Annotated in this window: 10 protein-coding genes; 7 read left to right on the top strand and 3 right to left on the bottom strand. The window is 74.9% G+C overall.

The window, feature by feature from the left end; all coding sequences use genetic code 11:
• Nucleotides 1-133 precede the first annotated feature (133 nt).
• Both ACIPM1_RS26670 and thiD read left to right on the top strand, forming a co-directional pair.
• Nucleotides 134-1,099 carry a thiamine-phosphate kinase gene (locus ACIPM1_RS26670; RefSeq protein WP_356191636.1) on the top strand — a complete coding sequence of 322 codons (966 nt, stop codon included), beginning with the start codon at nucleotides 134-136 and terminating at the stop codon, nucleotides 1,097-1,099.
• Nucleotides 1,099-1,902: a bifunctional hydroxymethylpyrimidine kinase/phosphomethylpyrimidine kinase gene (thiD, locus tag ACIPM1_RS26665; protein WP_356191744.1), complete on the top strand. Its 804-nt coding sequence runs from the start codon at nucleotides 1,099-1,101 to the stop codon at nucleotides 1,900-1,902. The genes ACIPM1_RS26670 and thiD overlap by 1 nt, the downstream gene beginning before the upstream one ends.
• A gap of 275 nt (nucleotides 1,903-2,177) precedes the next feature.
• On the opposite strand, the gene rpmB is transcribed toward thiD, so the two are convergent.
• Complete coding sequence (rpmB, locus tag ACIPM1_RS26660; RefSeq protein ID WP_003993230.1) at nucleotides 2,178-2,363, bottom strand: 50S ribosomal protein L28; 186 nt, start codon at nucleotides 2,361-2,363, stop codon at nucleotides 2,178-2,180.
• A 266-nt stretch (nucleotides 2,364-2,629) separates the two neighbouring features.
• Here rpmB and ACIPM1_RS26655 point away from each other — a divergent pair, with 266 nt between their 5' ends.
• Entirely contained in the window at nucleotides 2,630-4,486 is a 1,857-nt protein-coding gene (locus ACIPM1_RS26655) for a DAK2 domain-containing protein (protein WP_402438863.1), read from the top strand.
• A 143-nt stretch (nucleotides 4,487-4,629) separates the two neighbouring features.
• On the opposite strand, the gene ACIPM1_RS26650 is transcribed toward ACIPM1_RS26655, so the two are convergent.
• Entirely contained in the window at nucleotides 4,630-7,695 is a 3,066-nt protein-coding gene (locus ACIPM1_RS26650; RefSeq protein ID WP_402438861.1) for a tetratricopeptide repeat protein, read from the bottom strand.
• Nucleotides 7,692-9,536 carry an HSP90 family protein gene (locus ACIPM1_RS26645; RefSeq protein WP_402438860.1) on the bottom strand — a complete coding sequence of 615 codons (1,845 nt, stop codon included), beginning with the start codon at nucleotides 9,534-9,536 and terminating at the stop codon, nucleotides 7,692-7,694. Before ACIPM1_RS26645 ends, ACIPM1_RS26650 begins: the two co-directional genes overlap by 4 nt.
• Before the next feature lie 165 nt (nucleotides 9,537-9,701).
• Between ACIPM1_RS26645 and recG the strand changes: the two genes are divergently transcribed.
• The 4 genes from recG (at nucleotide 9,702) to ACIPM1_RS26625 (ending at nucleotide 14,376) form a co-directional block, all read left to right on the top strand.
• Nucleotides 9,702-11,918, top strand: a complete 2,217-nt coding sequence (recG, locus tag ACIPM1_RS26640; RefSeq protein ID WP_402438858.1) for an ATP-dependent DNA helicase RecG — start codon at nucleotides 9,702-9,704, stop codon at nucleotides 11,916-11,918.
• 133 nt (nucleotides 11,919-12,051) lie between these two features.
• A complete protein-coding gene (gene rsmD, locus ACIPM1_RS26635; RefSeq protein WP_402438856.1) occupies nucleotides 12,052-12,639 on the top strand; it encodes a 16S rRNA (guanine(966)-N(2))-methyltransferase RsmD in 588 nt (195 codons plus the stop codon).
• A gap of 26 nt (nucleotides 12,640-12,665) precedes the next feature.
• Nucleotides 12,666-13,145 (top strand): pantetheine-phosphate adenylyltransferase, encoded by a 480-nt coding sequence (gene coaD, locus ACIPM1_RS26630; protein ID WP_402438898.1) that lies wholly within the window; start codon nucleotides 12,666-12,668, stop codon nucleotides 13,143-13,145.
• 109 nt (nucleotides 13,146-13,254) lie between these two features.
• Complete coding sequence (locus ACIPM1_RS26625; protein WP_402438854.1) at nucleotides 13,255-14,376, top strand: ATP synthase F0 subunit B; 1,122 nt, start codon at nucleotides 13,255-13,257, stop codon at nucleotides 14,374-14,376.
• The last annotated feature ends 39 nt before the right edge of the window (nucleotides 14,377-14,415 follow it).

Genomic DNA, 14,415 nt, shown 5'->3' with positions numbered 1-14,415 from the left:
GGGAGACCCGCGAGAACCGCGGTCCGCGCGCCCGGGTGCAGGTACGACAGAAGTTGACGGTCATCTCGACCGTAGCGAGGACCGTGATGACGCGCGAGTGGGAACGGACAGGCACGGAAGGGGCGGAAGGGCAATGAAGGGCACTGTGGGTGAGCTGGGGGAGTTCGGGCTCATCAGGGAGCTCACCTCCCGTCTCACCACCACCCCGGCGGTCCGGGTCGGCCCCGGCGACGACGCCGCCGTGGTCGCCGCACCCGACCGCAGGGTCGTGGCGAGCACCGACATCCTCCTGGAGGGCCGGCACTTCCGCCGCGACTGGTCCACGGCGTACGACGTGGGCCGCAAGGCGGCCGCGCAGAACCTCGCGGACATCGCCGCCATGGGCGCGGTGCCGACGGCGCTGCTGCTCGGCCTGGTCGTCCCGGCCGAGCTGCCGGTCACCTGGCCCACCGAGCTGATGGACGGACTGCGCGACGAGTGCCAGGTCGCGGGGGCCTCCGTGGTCGGCGGCGACGTGGTGCGCGGCGACACGATCATGGTGTCGATCACCGCCCTCGGCGATCTGCGCAACCACGAGCCGGTGACGCGCGGGGGCGCACAACCCGGCGACCTCGTCGCGGTGACCGGCTGGCTGGGCTGGTCCGCGGCCGGGTACGCGGTCCTCTCCCGCGGCTTCCGCTCGCCGCGCGCCTTCGTCGAGGCGCACCGCCGCCCCGAGCCGCCGTACCACGCGGGCCCCGCGGCCGCCGGGCTCGGCGCGACCGCGATGTGCGACGTCAGCGACGGGCTGATCGCGGACCTCGGGCACATCGCCGAGGCCAGCAAGGTCCGCATCGACATCCGCTCCGGCGCCATCGACATCCCCTCCCAGATGAACGACATCGGGCAGGCCGTCGGCGTCGATCCGCTGCAGTGGGTGCTGACCGGGGGAGAGGACCACGCGATCGTGGCGACCTTCCCGCCGGACGTGAAGCTGCCCGCCCGCTGGAAGGTGATCGGCGAGGTGCTCAACCCCTCGGCGCTGCCCCAGGTCACGGTCGACGGGGCGCCGTGGACCCGGCAGGGCGGCTGGGACCACTTCGGGGACGTGGAGCAGTGATCCCGCCCCGGGTGCTCACCGTGGCCGGTTCGGACTCCGGCGGCGGGGCCGGCGTCCAGGCCGACCTGAAGACGATGCTCGCGCTCGGCGTGCACGGCATGAGCGTGATCACCGCGGTGACCGCGCAGAACTCCCGCGGCGTGCAGGGCGTCTGGGAGCTGCCGGTGGAGGCGGTCCGGGCGCAGTACCGCAGCGTCGTGGACGACATCGGCGTCCAGGCCGTGAAGACCGGGATGCTCGCCTCGGCGGAACTGGTCGAGGCGGTGGCGGAGTTGATCAACGGCACGGACGCCCCCGCGGTCGTCGACCCGGTCGGCGTCTCCAAGCACGGGGACCCGCTGCTGACCGCCTCCGCGCTGGACTCCGTGCGCACCCGGCTCCTCCCGGCCGCGACGGTCGCCACGCCGAACCTCGACGAGGTGGCGCAACTGACCGGCGTGCGGGTCGAGTCCGAGGAGCAGCTGCGCGAGGCGGCCCGGGCCGTGCTGGAGTACGGGCCGCGCTGGGTGCTGATCAAGGGCGGCCACCTCGCGGGCGACGCCGTGGACCTGCTCAGCGACGGCTCCGAGGAGCACTGGCTGCGCGCCCCCCGCCACGACAACCGGCACACGCACGGCACCGGCTGCACCCTCGCGTCGGCGATCGCCGCGCGGCTGGCGCAGGGACGGACCGTGCCCGAGGCGGTCACCGCGGCCAAGGAGTACGTCACCGGCGCGATCGCGGCCGGGTTCCCCCTCGGCGGCGGCATCGGCCCCGTGGACCACGGCTGGGCGCTCGGAGCGCGGAACGCGCGCTCCTCGTAGGGACGCCGGGGCCGGACGGCGTGAGCCCATCGGGGCGGCGGGGGCCGGACAGTGTGGACTTGCTGAAAACGGCGGAGGGCCGGAGAGCGTGAGCCCGCCGGGGCCGAAGGGCCGGCCCTCGTGGACCCGCCGGTTGGAGGGCCGCCCAATCCGTGGACCCGCTGAAACGGCGGAGGGCCGGGGGACGGAGGTCCGGGCACGGCAAAAAGCCGGTCCACCCGAGGTGGACCGGCTCTGTGCGGCGAACCGGCGTGGGCCGCGCGCTCAGCTGAGCGTCAGCGCGAGACCTTGCCGGCCTTGATGCACGAGGTGCAGGCGTTCACGCGCTTCGGCGTCCCGCCGACCACGGTACGCACACGCTGGATGTTCGGGTTCCAGCGACGGGACGTACGGCGGTGCGAGTGCGAGATGTTGTTGCCGAAGCCCGGCCCCTTGCCGCAGACGTCGCAGTTGGCAGCCACGGGTCACTCCAAAGACTTCAGATCCACTTACGGTTGATCCCGGCAGGCCGGGATCGAGATCCTAGGCTCCAGTACGGGCTCAGAGATCTGAAGGGCGTTGCCAGGGGAAAAGCCCGACCAGGATCGGGCAACCGGAGCAGCATACAACGACTGCGTCCGTACAGCGAAACTACCATGGCCGCCCCGGGGCCCGCTGCGGCCCTCTTCCGCCCGGCACCACCCCGGGGTCTACGCTGCGTCCAGTCCAGCAGCTCAGGGAGGCGCAGGTGGCGCAGGTGCCGCAGACGTTCGATGCGCTCGCGGTGCGCACCTGGTGCGGTCTGGCGCTGCGGGCGCTGGGCCGGGCGCGCGAGGAGATCGACGCGATCAACGTCTACCCCGTGGCCGACGGGGACACCGGCACCAATCTGTACCTGACCGTCGAGTCCGCCGTGGCCGCGGTGGAGGCCGTCTTCGCGGCCCACGAAGTGCACGGCGGGAGCGCCGGGGCCGGTGCGTCCCGACGGGGGCGGGGGGCCGCCGCCGGGCCGTCGCTGGCCGACGCCGTGCGGGCCATGGCGCACGGGGCGCTCATCGGGGCGCGGGGCAACTCCGGCACGATCCTGGCGCAGCTGCTGCGCGGTATGGCGCAGGTGCTCGCCGCCGACGGTGAGAGCGCTCACACCGACGAGCGGGGCCTGCGGCTCGCCCTGCGGCAGGCCGCCGACTCCGCCCGGCGGGCCGTGGCGCACCCGGTCGAGGGCACGGTCCTCTCGGTCGCCTCGGCCGCCGCCGAAGCGGCCACCGGCGCCGAGGGCGACTGCGGCACGGTCGCGCGGGCCGCCTACGAGGGAGCGCGCGCGGCCCTCGCGGCGACCCCGCGCCAGCTGGCGGTCCTGGAGCGCGCCGGAGTGGTCGACGCCGGCGGGCGGGGCCTGGTGACGGTGCTGGCGGCCCTGGTGGAGACGCTCACCGGGGAGGCGCCGGCGGCGGGGGCCGCGTGGACGGCGGGCGCGCAGGCGAACGTGCCGCACGCCCGCGTGGACGACGAGGTGACCGACCGTCCCGCCGGGGCGCACCCCTACGCCGACCACGCGCAGGCCCCGGACGCGGCGAGCGCGGAGGCCGGCCTCACCGAAGGCGCGGCCCAGGCGCACGCGCGCGCGGCCGCGTCCGGCCGGGAGGCCCCCGGCGCGTGCGGCCCGGACGACCGGGGCCCCGCCTTCGAGGTGATCTACCTCCTGGAGGCGGAGGACGCTGCCGTGGACCGGCTGCGCGCGCGGCTCGACGCGCTCGGGGACTCCCTGGTCGTGGTCGGCGGCGACGGGCTGTGGAACGTCCATGTGCACGTCGACGACGCGGGCGCGGCCGTGGAGGCGGGAGTGGAGGCCGGCCGGCCGTACCGCATCCGGATCACCCACTTCGCGGCCGGCGACGTGCACACCACCGGCGCCGAACGGCCGCCCCGCGAGCGCACCCAGCGCGCCGTGGTGGCCGTCGTGCCCGGCGAGGGCCTGGCCGGGCTGTACGCCGAGGCGGGGGCGATCACCGTCCCCGCCCGGCCGGGGGAGCCGCCCGGGAGCGGGGAGCTGGTGGAGGCCGTGCGCCGGGCCCACGCGCGCGAGGTGGTGCTGCTGCCCAACGACGCCGAGCTGCGGCACACCGCGGCCGCCGCGGCCGAGCAGGCCCGCGGCGAGGGCGTCCGTGTCGCTCTCATCCCCACCCGCTCCGCGGTCCAGGGCATCGCCGCGCTCGCCGTGCACGAGCCCGAGCGCCGCTTCGACGAGGACGTCGTCGCCATGACCTCGGCGGCCGGGGCCACCCGCTACGCCGAGGTCACCGTCGCCGAGCGCCAGTCCTGGACCACGGCCGGCATCTGCCAGGCCGGTGACGTGCTCGGTCTGATCGACGGCGACGTGGCCGTGATCGGCTCGGACGTCACGGCGACCGCCTGGACCGTCCTCGACCGGATGCTCGCGGCGGGCGGCGAGCTGGTCACCTTGGTCCTCGGCGACGAGGCCCCCGCCGCCGAGTCGCTCGCGGTGGCCCTGGAGGCCCGGGTGCGCGAGTCGTTCCTGGCGGTGGACACGGTGGTGTACCGGGGCGGGCGGCAGGGGTCCCTGCTGCTCATCGGGGTGGAGTGAGCCACCCGGGGCGCCCGGGCCGCGCGGACTGATCCGCGGGGGCCGGTTCGCGGGGGGGCGCCGACCGGGGACGCGGTGGGTGCGGGCCCGGTGGTGTGCCGCGCCCCCTCAGGGACGGCACACCACCCGGCGCCCGCGCGGGGTCACCGCTCCTCCTCGGCCTCCGACAGCCTCAGCAGCGCTTCCGCCTCGGCGATCCGCGCCCGTACGGTCCCGTCCCCGCCGTCCCCGGCATCGGCACTCCCGGCATCCTGGGCGCCGTCGTGCGCGTCGTACGCGTCGAGCACGGTACGCGCGTGCGCCGCCGCGGCGGCCGGACGGCCCAGGTCGACCGCCAGCCGGCCGGCGGCGAGTTCGGCGTCGGTCCGCTCGTGCAGCGCGGCCCCGCCCAGCGAGGCGAACACCTCCGCGGCCCGGACCATGGCGGACAGGGCCTCCTCCAAGGTGTCCCGCACCGCGTCGTCCGCCGCGCCCTCGGCGACGGAACGGGCGAGCAGGTCACCGAACTGCCGGTGCGTCCCGGCGAGTTCGCCCAGCAGCCGCTGCCGCGCCCCGTCGTCGCCGCCCAGGGCGTCCAGCGCGGTCGCGCACTCCCGGACGGCGGCGGCCATCAGCTCACGCGCCTTGTCCGTGCCGCCGCCCGGCCCGTCCACCCCTTCCACCTCGTCCGTGCCCGCGCCGGGCTCACGACCGGGGTCCGCCTCGCGCCCGTTCGCACCGCCCCCCTCCTCCTCCGCCCGCAGGGCCAGCCAGGCGCGGGCGCGCAGGGAGCGTACGAGGCCGTGGACGTCGCCGAGCGAGCCCCACAGCTCGCCGGCGCGCGCGTAGGCCCGGTCCGCCTCGGCGAGGAGGCCCGCGTGGCCGAGCGACTCGGCGGCCAGGTGGGCGAGCGTGGCGTGGTCCCGCTGCTCGGGCCAGTGCCGGGCGATCTCCGCCGCCCGCAGCCGGCGTTCGGCGGCCGCGCGGTGCTCCCCGAGCTCGCTCAGGCAGTCCCCGAGCCACCACTGCGTCTGCACCACCGCCCCGTCGCCGTGCGTCTCGGCGGACAGGTCGAGCAGCGCGGACTCCAGCACCTCCGCGGCCTCCGCCCACCGCCCCAGCCGCAGCAGCAGCCCGCCGAGCTGCTGCCGGGCCCAGGCGCCGAGCCCGGGGCCCTCGCCGGCCTCGTCGGCCCAGTGCGCCGCCTCGAGGGCGTGGTCCGCGGCCTCCTCGGCCCGCCCGCGCCCACCGAGCACCTCGGCGAGCTGGAGGTGCAGCTGGGCCCGCCCGGCCGGCTCCAGGTGCGGCCCGCCGTGCTCCAGGGCCGCCCGCAGCGCCCGTTCGGCCTGGGCCGGGTCGCCCAGGTGGTACGACAGCCCGGCCAGCCGGACCTCGTACTCCACCGCCAGCCACGGCAGCCCCGCCTCCACGTACTCCGCCGCGGACCGCGCGAACAGCTCCGCGGCCGAACGGATGTCCTCGGCGTGCACGGCGACCTCCGCCAGCATCGCCCGCGCCTCCGCCGTCCGTGACGCCAGCCGGACGTCGTCCCCGGCGCGCCCCTCGACGAGCGCCAGCACCTCCCGGGCGGCGGTCGCCGCGGCGGCCAGGTCCTCCGGCGCCACCGGCCCGTCGGCCCCGTGCACCCGCCGCATCAGGATCCGCGCCCGCCCGATCAGCACGGACGCCGTCTGCCGCAGACCGGTGCCGTCCTCGGCGTACAGCGCGAGGACACGGTCGTACGGCTCGGCGACCGCGGCGAGCGCCTCGTCCACGGCACCCGTCAGCGCCCGGACGTACGCCGCCCGCGTGCGCGCGGCCAGCGCCTCCCCGGGATCGCCCGCCTCCGCGTACAGCCCGGCGGCCCGCTCGAACAGCTCGGCGCCCTCCGGCCCCCGGTCCATCGCCTCGTGCTCGGCGATACGGGCGCGGTCGCGGGCGTCCAGTTCGGCGTCCCGGGCGGCCCGCGCGACGGCCGCCCACGCCTCCACGGCCTCCGGCCGCAGCGTGTCCGACAGCCGCCGCGCCTCGGCGAGCAGCGCGGGCAGGCCGGCCGCCTCCGGCTCCGCGGCGGCCGCGCGCTCCACCCGGGGGACCGCCGCGTCCTTGGCCGGCCGCGCCGTGCGCACGCCCAGGGGCAGCCGGTCCACCAGCGGGCGCTGCGCCATGCGCGCGCGTGCCTGTCGGCTCACGTGGGCCGTGCCGTTGCGCCGGTCGAAGCGGGCGGCCAGCGCCTCGGCCTCGGCGCGCGCGTGCCCGGCGAGCTCGCCTGCCGTCCAGGTTCGCCCGGCCGGACCGGGCACCGGCTGCCCCGCCATGCCCAGCTCGGTCACCCGGTCCATCAGCAGGGCCACCACCGCCAGGAAGTCCAGCCTGCTGCGCGGATGCCCGGAGTCGGTGAAGTACGCCGGCCGCTCCGCCAGCAGTTCCAGACCGCGCGCCTCGTTGCCGGTCAGGGCGCAGAACTCCACGTGGTCGGCGTACGCGCCGCGCATGCTCTCCATCGGCCGCACCAGCCGCAGGCCCCGCAGATGGTGGGCGCGTGCCTCGTCGAGGCGGCCCAGCCGCAGCAGCGGTGCCAGGGAGGAGGCGAGAGCGGTGTGCGGCTCGTGCGCGCAGGTGAACTCGCCCTCCAGGACCGGCCGCCACAGCTCGATCGCCTCCGCGTCCCGGCCGCGCTCCGCCTGCCACCAGCCCTGCGCGTGCAGCTCGCACGCGTGGCAGTCGGCCATCCGGTCCCGGTCGGCCGCCAGCCACGCCGTGTACGCCCGCTCGGCCCGCGCCAGGTCGCCGACGTGCGCGGCGACGCTGAACTCGGCACTGCGCACGGCCCGTTCGGAGTACCCCGCGAGCCGGTAGCGGTGCTCCATCTCGCCGAGCCACTTCTCGATCGAGGCCAGCGGGACGTGCGGCTGGTCCAGCATTCCCGCCGACATCCACTTGAAGAACCAGTGCAGCCCGCGGGCCTCGTACTCGTCGAAGTCCTCGGGGTGTTCGTCCCACATGCGCAGCAGCCGCGCGAACGGGACGAACATCTTGTCCTTCTCAGAGCTGTAGTTGTAGACCTGCAACTGGTGCCCGAGCGCCTCGATCACGGCGAGCGGGATGCCCAGCCGCTCGGCCTCGGCGAGCAGGTGCTCCGCGCGCGCGTTGCGCGCCGGCCCCTCCGGCTGCCCGGAGTTGTCCGCCATCGCCCGGCGCAGCGCGCCGAAGTCGGTGATCGAGCTCATCGGGCCCCGCCCTCCGTCGAGTCGCCGTCGCTGTGGGTGGCCCACTCCAGCAGGCCGAGGAACGCGCGGTTCAGCAGCGCCGAGTCGGCCGGGCGCAGCGGGCGCTGCGCCATCAGCAGCGCCTGCCCGTACAGGGACTCCGCGGCCGTGCCGACGAGGTCCGCGTCGCGCAGGGAACTGATCCGCCGGATCAGCGGGTTGAGGTGGTTGAGCACCAGACGCGCGCGCGGGGCGCCGCCGCGCAGCGAGCCGAGGATGCCCGCCCACAGGTCGTCCGCCGACGCCTCGGCGTCCGCGCGGGCCTGCTCGTGCCGGGCCGCCCGGTCGTCCAGGTGCAGCGCGGGCACCGACAGCGGATGGAAGGCGCGCAGCACCACGTCGCAGCCCAGCGGGTCGAGCCTGGCCCGCGCGGCCGCCAGGAAGCCCGACAGGGCCAGCTCCTCGGCCGGGTCGACCGCGTCCAGGTGCGCGGTCACGGTGTCCGCGTCCAGCTCGGCGACCACCGTCCCCGGGCGCACCGACGGCAGCGCCTCGACCAGCTCGCCGTCGTACGTGTAGCCGCCGTTGATCACCCCGATGCCCTGTGCGGAGGCGATCGGCGCGACCTGCCGGTACTCCTCGACCGTCCGCGTGAAGTGCACGACGGGGTGCCGCTGCGCGAACTCCTCGAGGGACAGCCGCCCGTCGGTCGTCTCGAACGGCAGCCACGGCAGCATCGTGCGCAGCATCTCCGTATCGTGCCGGGCGAGGGACTTCACGCCCAGGTGGTGCACGGCGAGGAACGCGGCCAGCCGCTCCGGGTCGCCCGCCGCCAGACCGGTGAGCCAGGAGCGGATCCTCTCGCCCAGCGCCTCCCGCACGGCGGCCAGCGTCTCGTCCTCGTACAGCGACTCGCGCGAGGCGGTGGGCCGCAGACTGTCCGTGTCGAGCACGCAGCGCACGAAGAACGCCCAGTCGGGCAGCAGCTGTTCGGCCCGCTCGGTGAGCAGCATGCCCTTCAGGTGTACCCGGTGGCCCGCCCGCTGCGCCGGGCTGACCGCCGACGGCAGCACGTACGCCACCCCGCGGATCCCGGCGAGCGGCACGTCCAGGCCGATCGAGTCCAGCGGCGTGAAGCCGAACAGGTCGTGGCAGTGCCGGGCCAGCGCCACCCGGCGGGCGGCGGGGGAGGCGTACGACCGGTCCCAGGGGGCGGGCAGGTCCGTCACCGGGGTGTCGCCGACCCGGACGTCGTACGGCAGCAGCGACCCGAAGTCCCGTGCCAGCTCCAGCACCCGCTCCGGAGCGAGCCACTCGGCCGCTCCGGCCCGCGCCTGGAGGTGGACGGTGGTGCCGGGTTCGCGGCGGGCCTCGTCCGGCAGGGTCCGCACGGTGTACGAGCCGTCGTCGCGCGCCGTCCACTCCACGGGCGGCGCGCCGGGCACCCGGGCGCTGCGGCTGACCACCCGGATCCGCTCGGCGACCACGAAGCAGGCCAGCAGGCCGATGCCGAACTGCCCGAGGAAGTCCGAGCGGGCCTCCTGCAGCCCCTCGGCCCGCTTGGAGCTGCGGCCGATCGTCGCCAGCAGGTCGTGCAGGTCGGACTCGGTGAGACCGACGCCGGTGTCCTCCACCCGCAGCGTGCCGCCGTCCGCGGTCAGCCGTACGCGGGCCGGGGCGCCGGGGTCCCCGGCGCGCCGGGCGGTGACGGCGTCCACCGCGTTCTGCAGCAGCTCGCGCAGATAGACCCGGGGGCTGGAGTACAGATGGTGTGAGAGCAGGTCCACCAGGCCGCGCAGATCGACCTGGAAGGTGTGGGCCGGCTGAGGTTCCTGGGATGACTGTGAGATCTGGGAGTCCATCGTCACAGCGCCGGTGGGGGGACTTCGGGGCGGCGCGGGGTAGGGCGGCCCCTGGTGGGGAGGTGACCGCGGGAGGGCCGGAGCGCGTCATCCTAAGGCGACGACGACCCGTCTGACCAGGGGTTTCCCAAGACGTCTACGGCAATGTCAGTGCGGTGGTGTGCAATGGATCTCGTGCCCGCACTGGAAGAACCACTGAAGAAGGTGCTCGGCCCCGCCACCGCGAAGGTGATGGCCGAGCACCTCGGCCTGCACACCGTCGGCGACCTCCTCCACCACTACCCGCGCCGGTACGAGGAGCGCGGCCAGCTCACCCACCTCGCCGACCTGCCCATGGACGAGCACGTCACCGTGGTCGCCCAGGTCGCCGACGCCCGCCTGCACACCTTCGCCTCGCCCAGGGCCCCCCGCGGCAAGGGCCAGCGCCTGGAGGTGACGATCACCGACGGCAGCGGCCGCCTCCAGCTCGTCTTCTTCGGCAACGGGGTGCACAAGCCCCACAAGGAGCTCCTGCCGGGCACCCGCGCGATGTTCTCGGGCAAGGTCTCCGTCTTCAACCGGCGCCTCCAGCTCGCCCACCCCGCCTACGAGCTGCTGCGCGGGGACGGCGACGGCGCGGAGGAGACGGCCGAGAGCTGGGCCGGCGCCCTCATCCCCATCTACCCGGCCACGGCCAAGCTGGAGTCCTGGAAGATCGGCAAGGCGATCCAGACCGTGCTGCCCGGCGCGCAGGAGGCGCTCGACCCGCTGCCCGACTCGCTGCGCGCCGGACGCGGCCTGGTCACCCTCCCCGAGGCCCTGTTCAAGATCCACCGCCCCGGCACCAAGGCGGACGTCGCCGACGCCCGCGCCCGGCTGAAGTGGGACGAGGCCTTCGTCCTCCAGGTCGCCCTCGCCCGCCGCCGGTACGCCGACGCCCAGCTCCCGGCCGTACCCCGCGAACCGAGGAGCGACGGCCTGCTCACCGCCTTCGACGACCGCCTCCCCTTCACCCTCACCGAGGGCCAGCGCAAGGTCAGCAAGGAGATCTTCGACGACCTGGCGACCGAGCACCCGATGCACCGGCTGCTCCAGGGGGAGGTCGGCTCCGGCAAGACGATGGTCGCGCTGCGCGCCATGCTCGCCGTCGTCGACGCGGGCGGCCAGGCCGCGATGCTCGCGCCCACCGAGGTGCTGGCCCAGCAGCACCACCGGTCGATCACCGAGATGATGGGCGAGCTGGCCGAGGGGGGAATGCTGGGCGGCGCCGAGCACGCCACCAAGGTGGTGCTGCTCACCGGTTCGATGGGCGCTGCCGCCCGCCGTCAGGCGCTGCTCGACCTGGCCACCGGCGAGGCCGGCGTCGTGATCGGCACGCACGCGCTGATCGAGGACAAGGTCCAGTTCCACGACCTCGGGCTGGTCGTCGTCGACGAGCAGCACCGGTTCGGCGTCGAGCAGCGCGACGCCCTGCGCGGCAAGGGCAAACAGCCGCCGCACCTGCTCGTCATGACCGCCACGCCGATCCCGCGCACGGTCGCCATGACGGTCTTCGGCGACCTGGAGACCTCCGTCCTGGACCAGTTGCCGGCCGGGCGGTCGCCGATCGCCAGCCATGTCGTCCCCGCCGCCGACAAGCCGCACTTCCTGGCGCGGGCATGGGAGCGGGTGCGCGAGGAGGTGGCGGGCGGCCACCAGGCCTACGTCGTCTGCCCGCGCATCGGCGACGAGGAGGACGACCCGAAGAAGGGCGCGCGGAAGGAGTCCCCCGAGGACGAGGCCGAGAAGCGCCCGCCGCTGGCCGTCCTGGACGTGGCCGAGCAGCTCGCCCGGGGACCGCTGAAGGACCTCACGGTCGAGGTGCTGCACGGCAGGATGCCGCCCGACGACAAGGACGCGGTCATGCGCCGCTTCGCGGCCGGCGAGACCCACGTCCTGGTCGCCACCACGGTCGTCGAGGTCGGAGTGAACGTGCCCAACGCCACCGCGATGGTGATCATGGACGCGGACCGCTTCGGGGTCTCCCAGCTGCACCAGTTGCGCGGCCGCGTCGGCCGTGGCTCCGCGCCCGGACTGTGCCTGCTGGTCACGGAGATGCCGGAGGCGAGCGCCGCCCGCCAGCGGCTGAACGCGGTGGCCTCCACCCTCGACGGCTTCGAGCTCTCCCGACTCGACCTCGAACAGCGGCGCGAGGGCGACGTCCTGGGCCAGGCCCAGTCCGGCGCCCGCTCCAGCCTGCGCGTGCTCGCCGTCATCGAGGACGAGGAGATCATCGCGGAGGCCCGCGAGGAGGCCGCCGCGCTCGTCGCGGCCGACCCCGGCCTGGAGCGGCTCCCCGGCCTGCGGACCGCGCTGGACGCCCTGCTGGACGACGAGAGGGAGCAGTACCTGGAGAAGGGGTGAGCGGCCTTGCCCGGAGACGCGCGCGGACCGTGGGGCTGCCGCGGCCGTCCCGCGGCCGCCGCGGGACGCGCGGCACCCCCCACCTCCGCCTGCCAGACTGGACCTGTCACCAGCCCACGACCAAGGACCCGAAATGACCCGCGTGATCGCCGGCGCAGCCGGCGGACGCCGCCTGGCCGTCCCGCCGGGAACCGGCACCCGCCCGACCTCCGACCGCGCACGCGAGGGCCTCTTCTCCACCTGGCAGTCCCTGCTCGGCGGCCCACTGCGCGGCGAGCGCGTCCTCGACCTGTACGCGGGCTCCGGCGCGGTGGGCCTGGAGGCCCTGTCGCGGGGAGCCGGGCACACCCTCCTCGTCGAGGCCGACGCCCGGGCCGCCCGCACCGTCCGGGAGAACGTGAAGTCCCTCGGCCTGCCCGGCGCCGAGGTGAGGGCGGGCAAAGCGGAACAGATCGTCCAGTCCCCACCCCCGGCCGAGCCGTACGACATCGTCTTCCTCGACCCGCCGTACGCCGTCTCGGACGACGATCTTCGCGAGATTCTGCTCACACTCCGCACCCAGGGGTGGCTCGCGGAGGAAGCCCTCGTCACCGTGGAGCGCAGCACCAGAGGCGGCGAATTCCGGTGGCCGGACGGCTTCGAGGCGATCCGGGCCCGTCGCTACGGCGAGGGAACGTTTTGGTACGGTCGCGCCGCCTCTACGTGCGAAGACGCACGATGACCGGACCGGAGAGCGAGGGATCACTAGTGCGCCGCGCCGTCTGTCCCGGGTCGTTCGACCCGATCACCAACGGACACCTCGACATCATCGCCCGCGCCTCCAGGCTGTACGACGAGGTCTACGTCGCCGTGATGATCAACAAGTCCAAGAAGGGCCTGTTCGAGATCGACGAGCGGATGGACCTCATCCGCCAGGTCACCGCCGAGTTCGGGAACGTCCGGGTCGAGGCCTTCCACGGCCTCCTCGTGGACTTCTGCAAGCAGCGCGACATCCCCGCCATCGTCAAGGGCCTGCGCGCGGTCAGCGACTTCGACTACGAGCTGCAGATGGCCCAGATGAACAACGGCCTCACGGGCGTCGAGACCCTCTTCGTGCCCACCAACCCCACCTACAGCTTCCTGTCGTCCTCCCTGGTCAAGGAGGTCGCGGCCTGGGGCGGCGACGTCTCCCACCTGGTGCCGCCGCAGGTCTTCGCCGCGCTCGGCGAGCGTCTGAAGCAGGACTGAGGACCCGGCGGGGGCTGACGGGCCGTCACCCGGTGTCCCGCGGCCGCGCCATGGCCGTACAGTCGTCCCGTCCGTCTCCAACACATCGGTAGAGAGTGGCGAGCACACGGTGGACGTGCAGAAGAAGCTCGACGAGATCGTCTCCGCGGTCTCCAGCGCCCGGTCCATGCCCATGTCGGCCTCGTGCGTGGTCAACCGCGCCGATCTGCTCGCGATGCTCGAAGAGGTGCGCGAGGCCCTGCCCGGCTCGCTCGCGCAGGCCCAGGAGCTGATCGGCGGCCGCGAGCAGATGGTGGAGGAGGCCCGCCGCGAGGCCGAGCGGATCATCGACGGCGCGCACGCCGAGCGCGGTTCGCTGATCTCGGACACCGAGATCGCCCGCCGCTCCCAGGCCGAGGCCGACCGGATCCTCACCGAGGCCCGCACCGAGGCCGAGGAGATCCGCGCCGAGGCCGACGACTACGTCGACTCCAAGCTCGCCAACTTCGAGGTCGTCCTCACCAAGACCCTCGGCTCGGTCGGCCGCGGCCGCGAGAAGCTCCTCGGCACCGGCCCCGGCCTCGACGAGCAGGGCTACGAGGACGAGGACGCCCCTGAGCGCAGCCACGACCCCGACACCCTGCGCCGCGACGCGGACGCTTACGTCGACGCCAAGCTGGGCGCCTTCGAGGCGGTCCTCGCCAAGACCCTGGACGCGGTCGGCCGCGGCCGGCAGAAGCTGCACGGCCGGATCGCCACCGACGACCTCGGCGCCCTCGCCGACGACACCACGACGTTCCGGCACTCCAGCGACGCCGACTACCTGGCCGACCTCGCCGCCCTCGCCGAGCGGGACGCCCCGGCCGAGCAGACCTCCGCACCGCAGCAGCCGGCCGTGCCGCCGCAGCCCGCCGTGGCCCGGCAGTACGACCAGCAGCCCGCCTACGGCTACCAGCAGCAGGACGCGTACGGCGGCTACCAGCAGGAGTACGCCCAGCCGGACCCGTACGGCTACCAGCACGCCGACCCCTACTCCCCCACCTCCGGCTACGCTCCGGCGGGAGGTGCCCCCTACCAGGGCTACGACGGCGGGCAGGGGGCGTACGACCAGCACCAGGTCCAGGACCAGGCCCATCAGCCGCACCAGGCCCAGCAGGGGCAGGGCTACGCCCTCGACGAGACCAGCCTCTTCGACACCAGCATGATCACGCCCGAGCAGATGCGGGCCTACGAACGGGAACGCGGCCTCTAGAGGCCAGGGACCGCCAGGGGGCCGCTCCGGACCGGCCAC

Source organism: Streptomyces sp. NPDC086766 (assembly GCF_044746005.1).
Lineage (GTDB): Bacteria > Actinomycetota > Actinomycetes > Streptomycetales > Streptomycetaceae > Streptomyces.
This window is presented reverse-complemented; position numbering and strand designations above follow the sequence as displayed.

What these genes read in the sequence shown, in the direction of transcription:
- ACIPM1_RS26670 (WP_356191636.1), top strand. Translation starts at nt 134, where the DNA reads ATGAAGGGCACTGTGGGTGAGCTGGGGGAGTTCGGGCTCATCAGGGAG.
- ACIPM1_RS26650 (WP_402438861.1), bottom strand. Translation starts at nt 7,695, where the DNA reads ATGAGCTCGATCACCGACTTCGGCGCGCTGCGCCGGGCGATGGCGGAC.
- ACIPM1_RS26645 (WP_402438860.1), bottom strand. Translation starts at nt 9,536, where the DNA reads ATGGACTCCCAGATCTCACAGTCATCCCAGGAACCTCAGCCGGCCCAC.
- recG (WP_402438858.1), top strand. Translation starts at nt 9,702, where the DNA reads ATGGATCTCGTGCCCGCACTGGAAGAACCACTGAAGAAGGTGCTCGGC.
- rsmD (WP_402438856.1), top strand. Translation starts at nt 12,052, where the DNA reads ATGACCCGCGTGATCGCCGGCGCAGCCGGCGGACGCCGCCTGGCCGTC.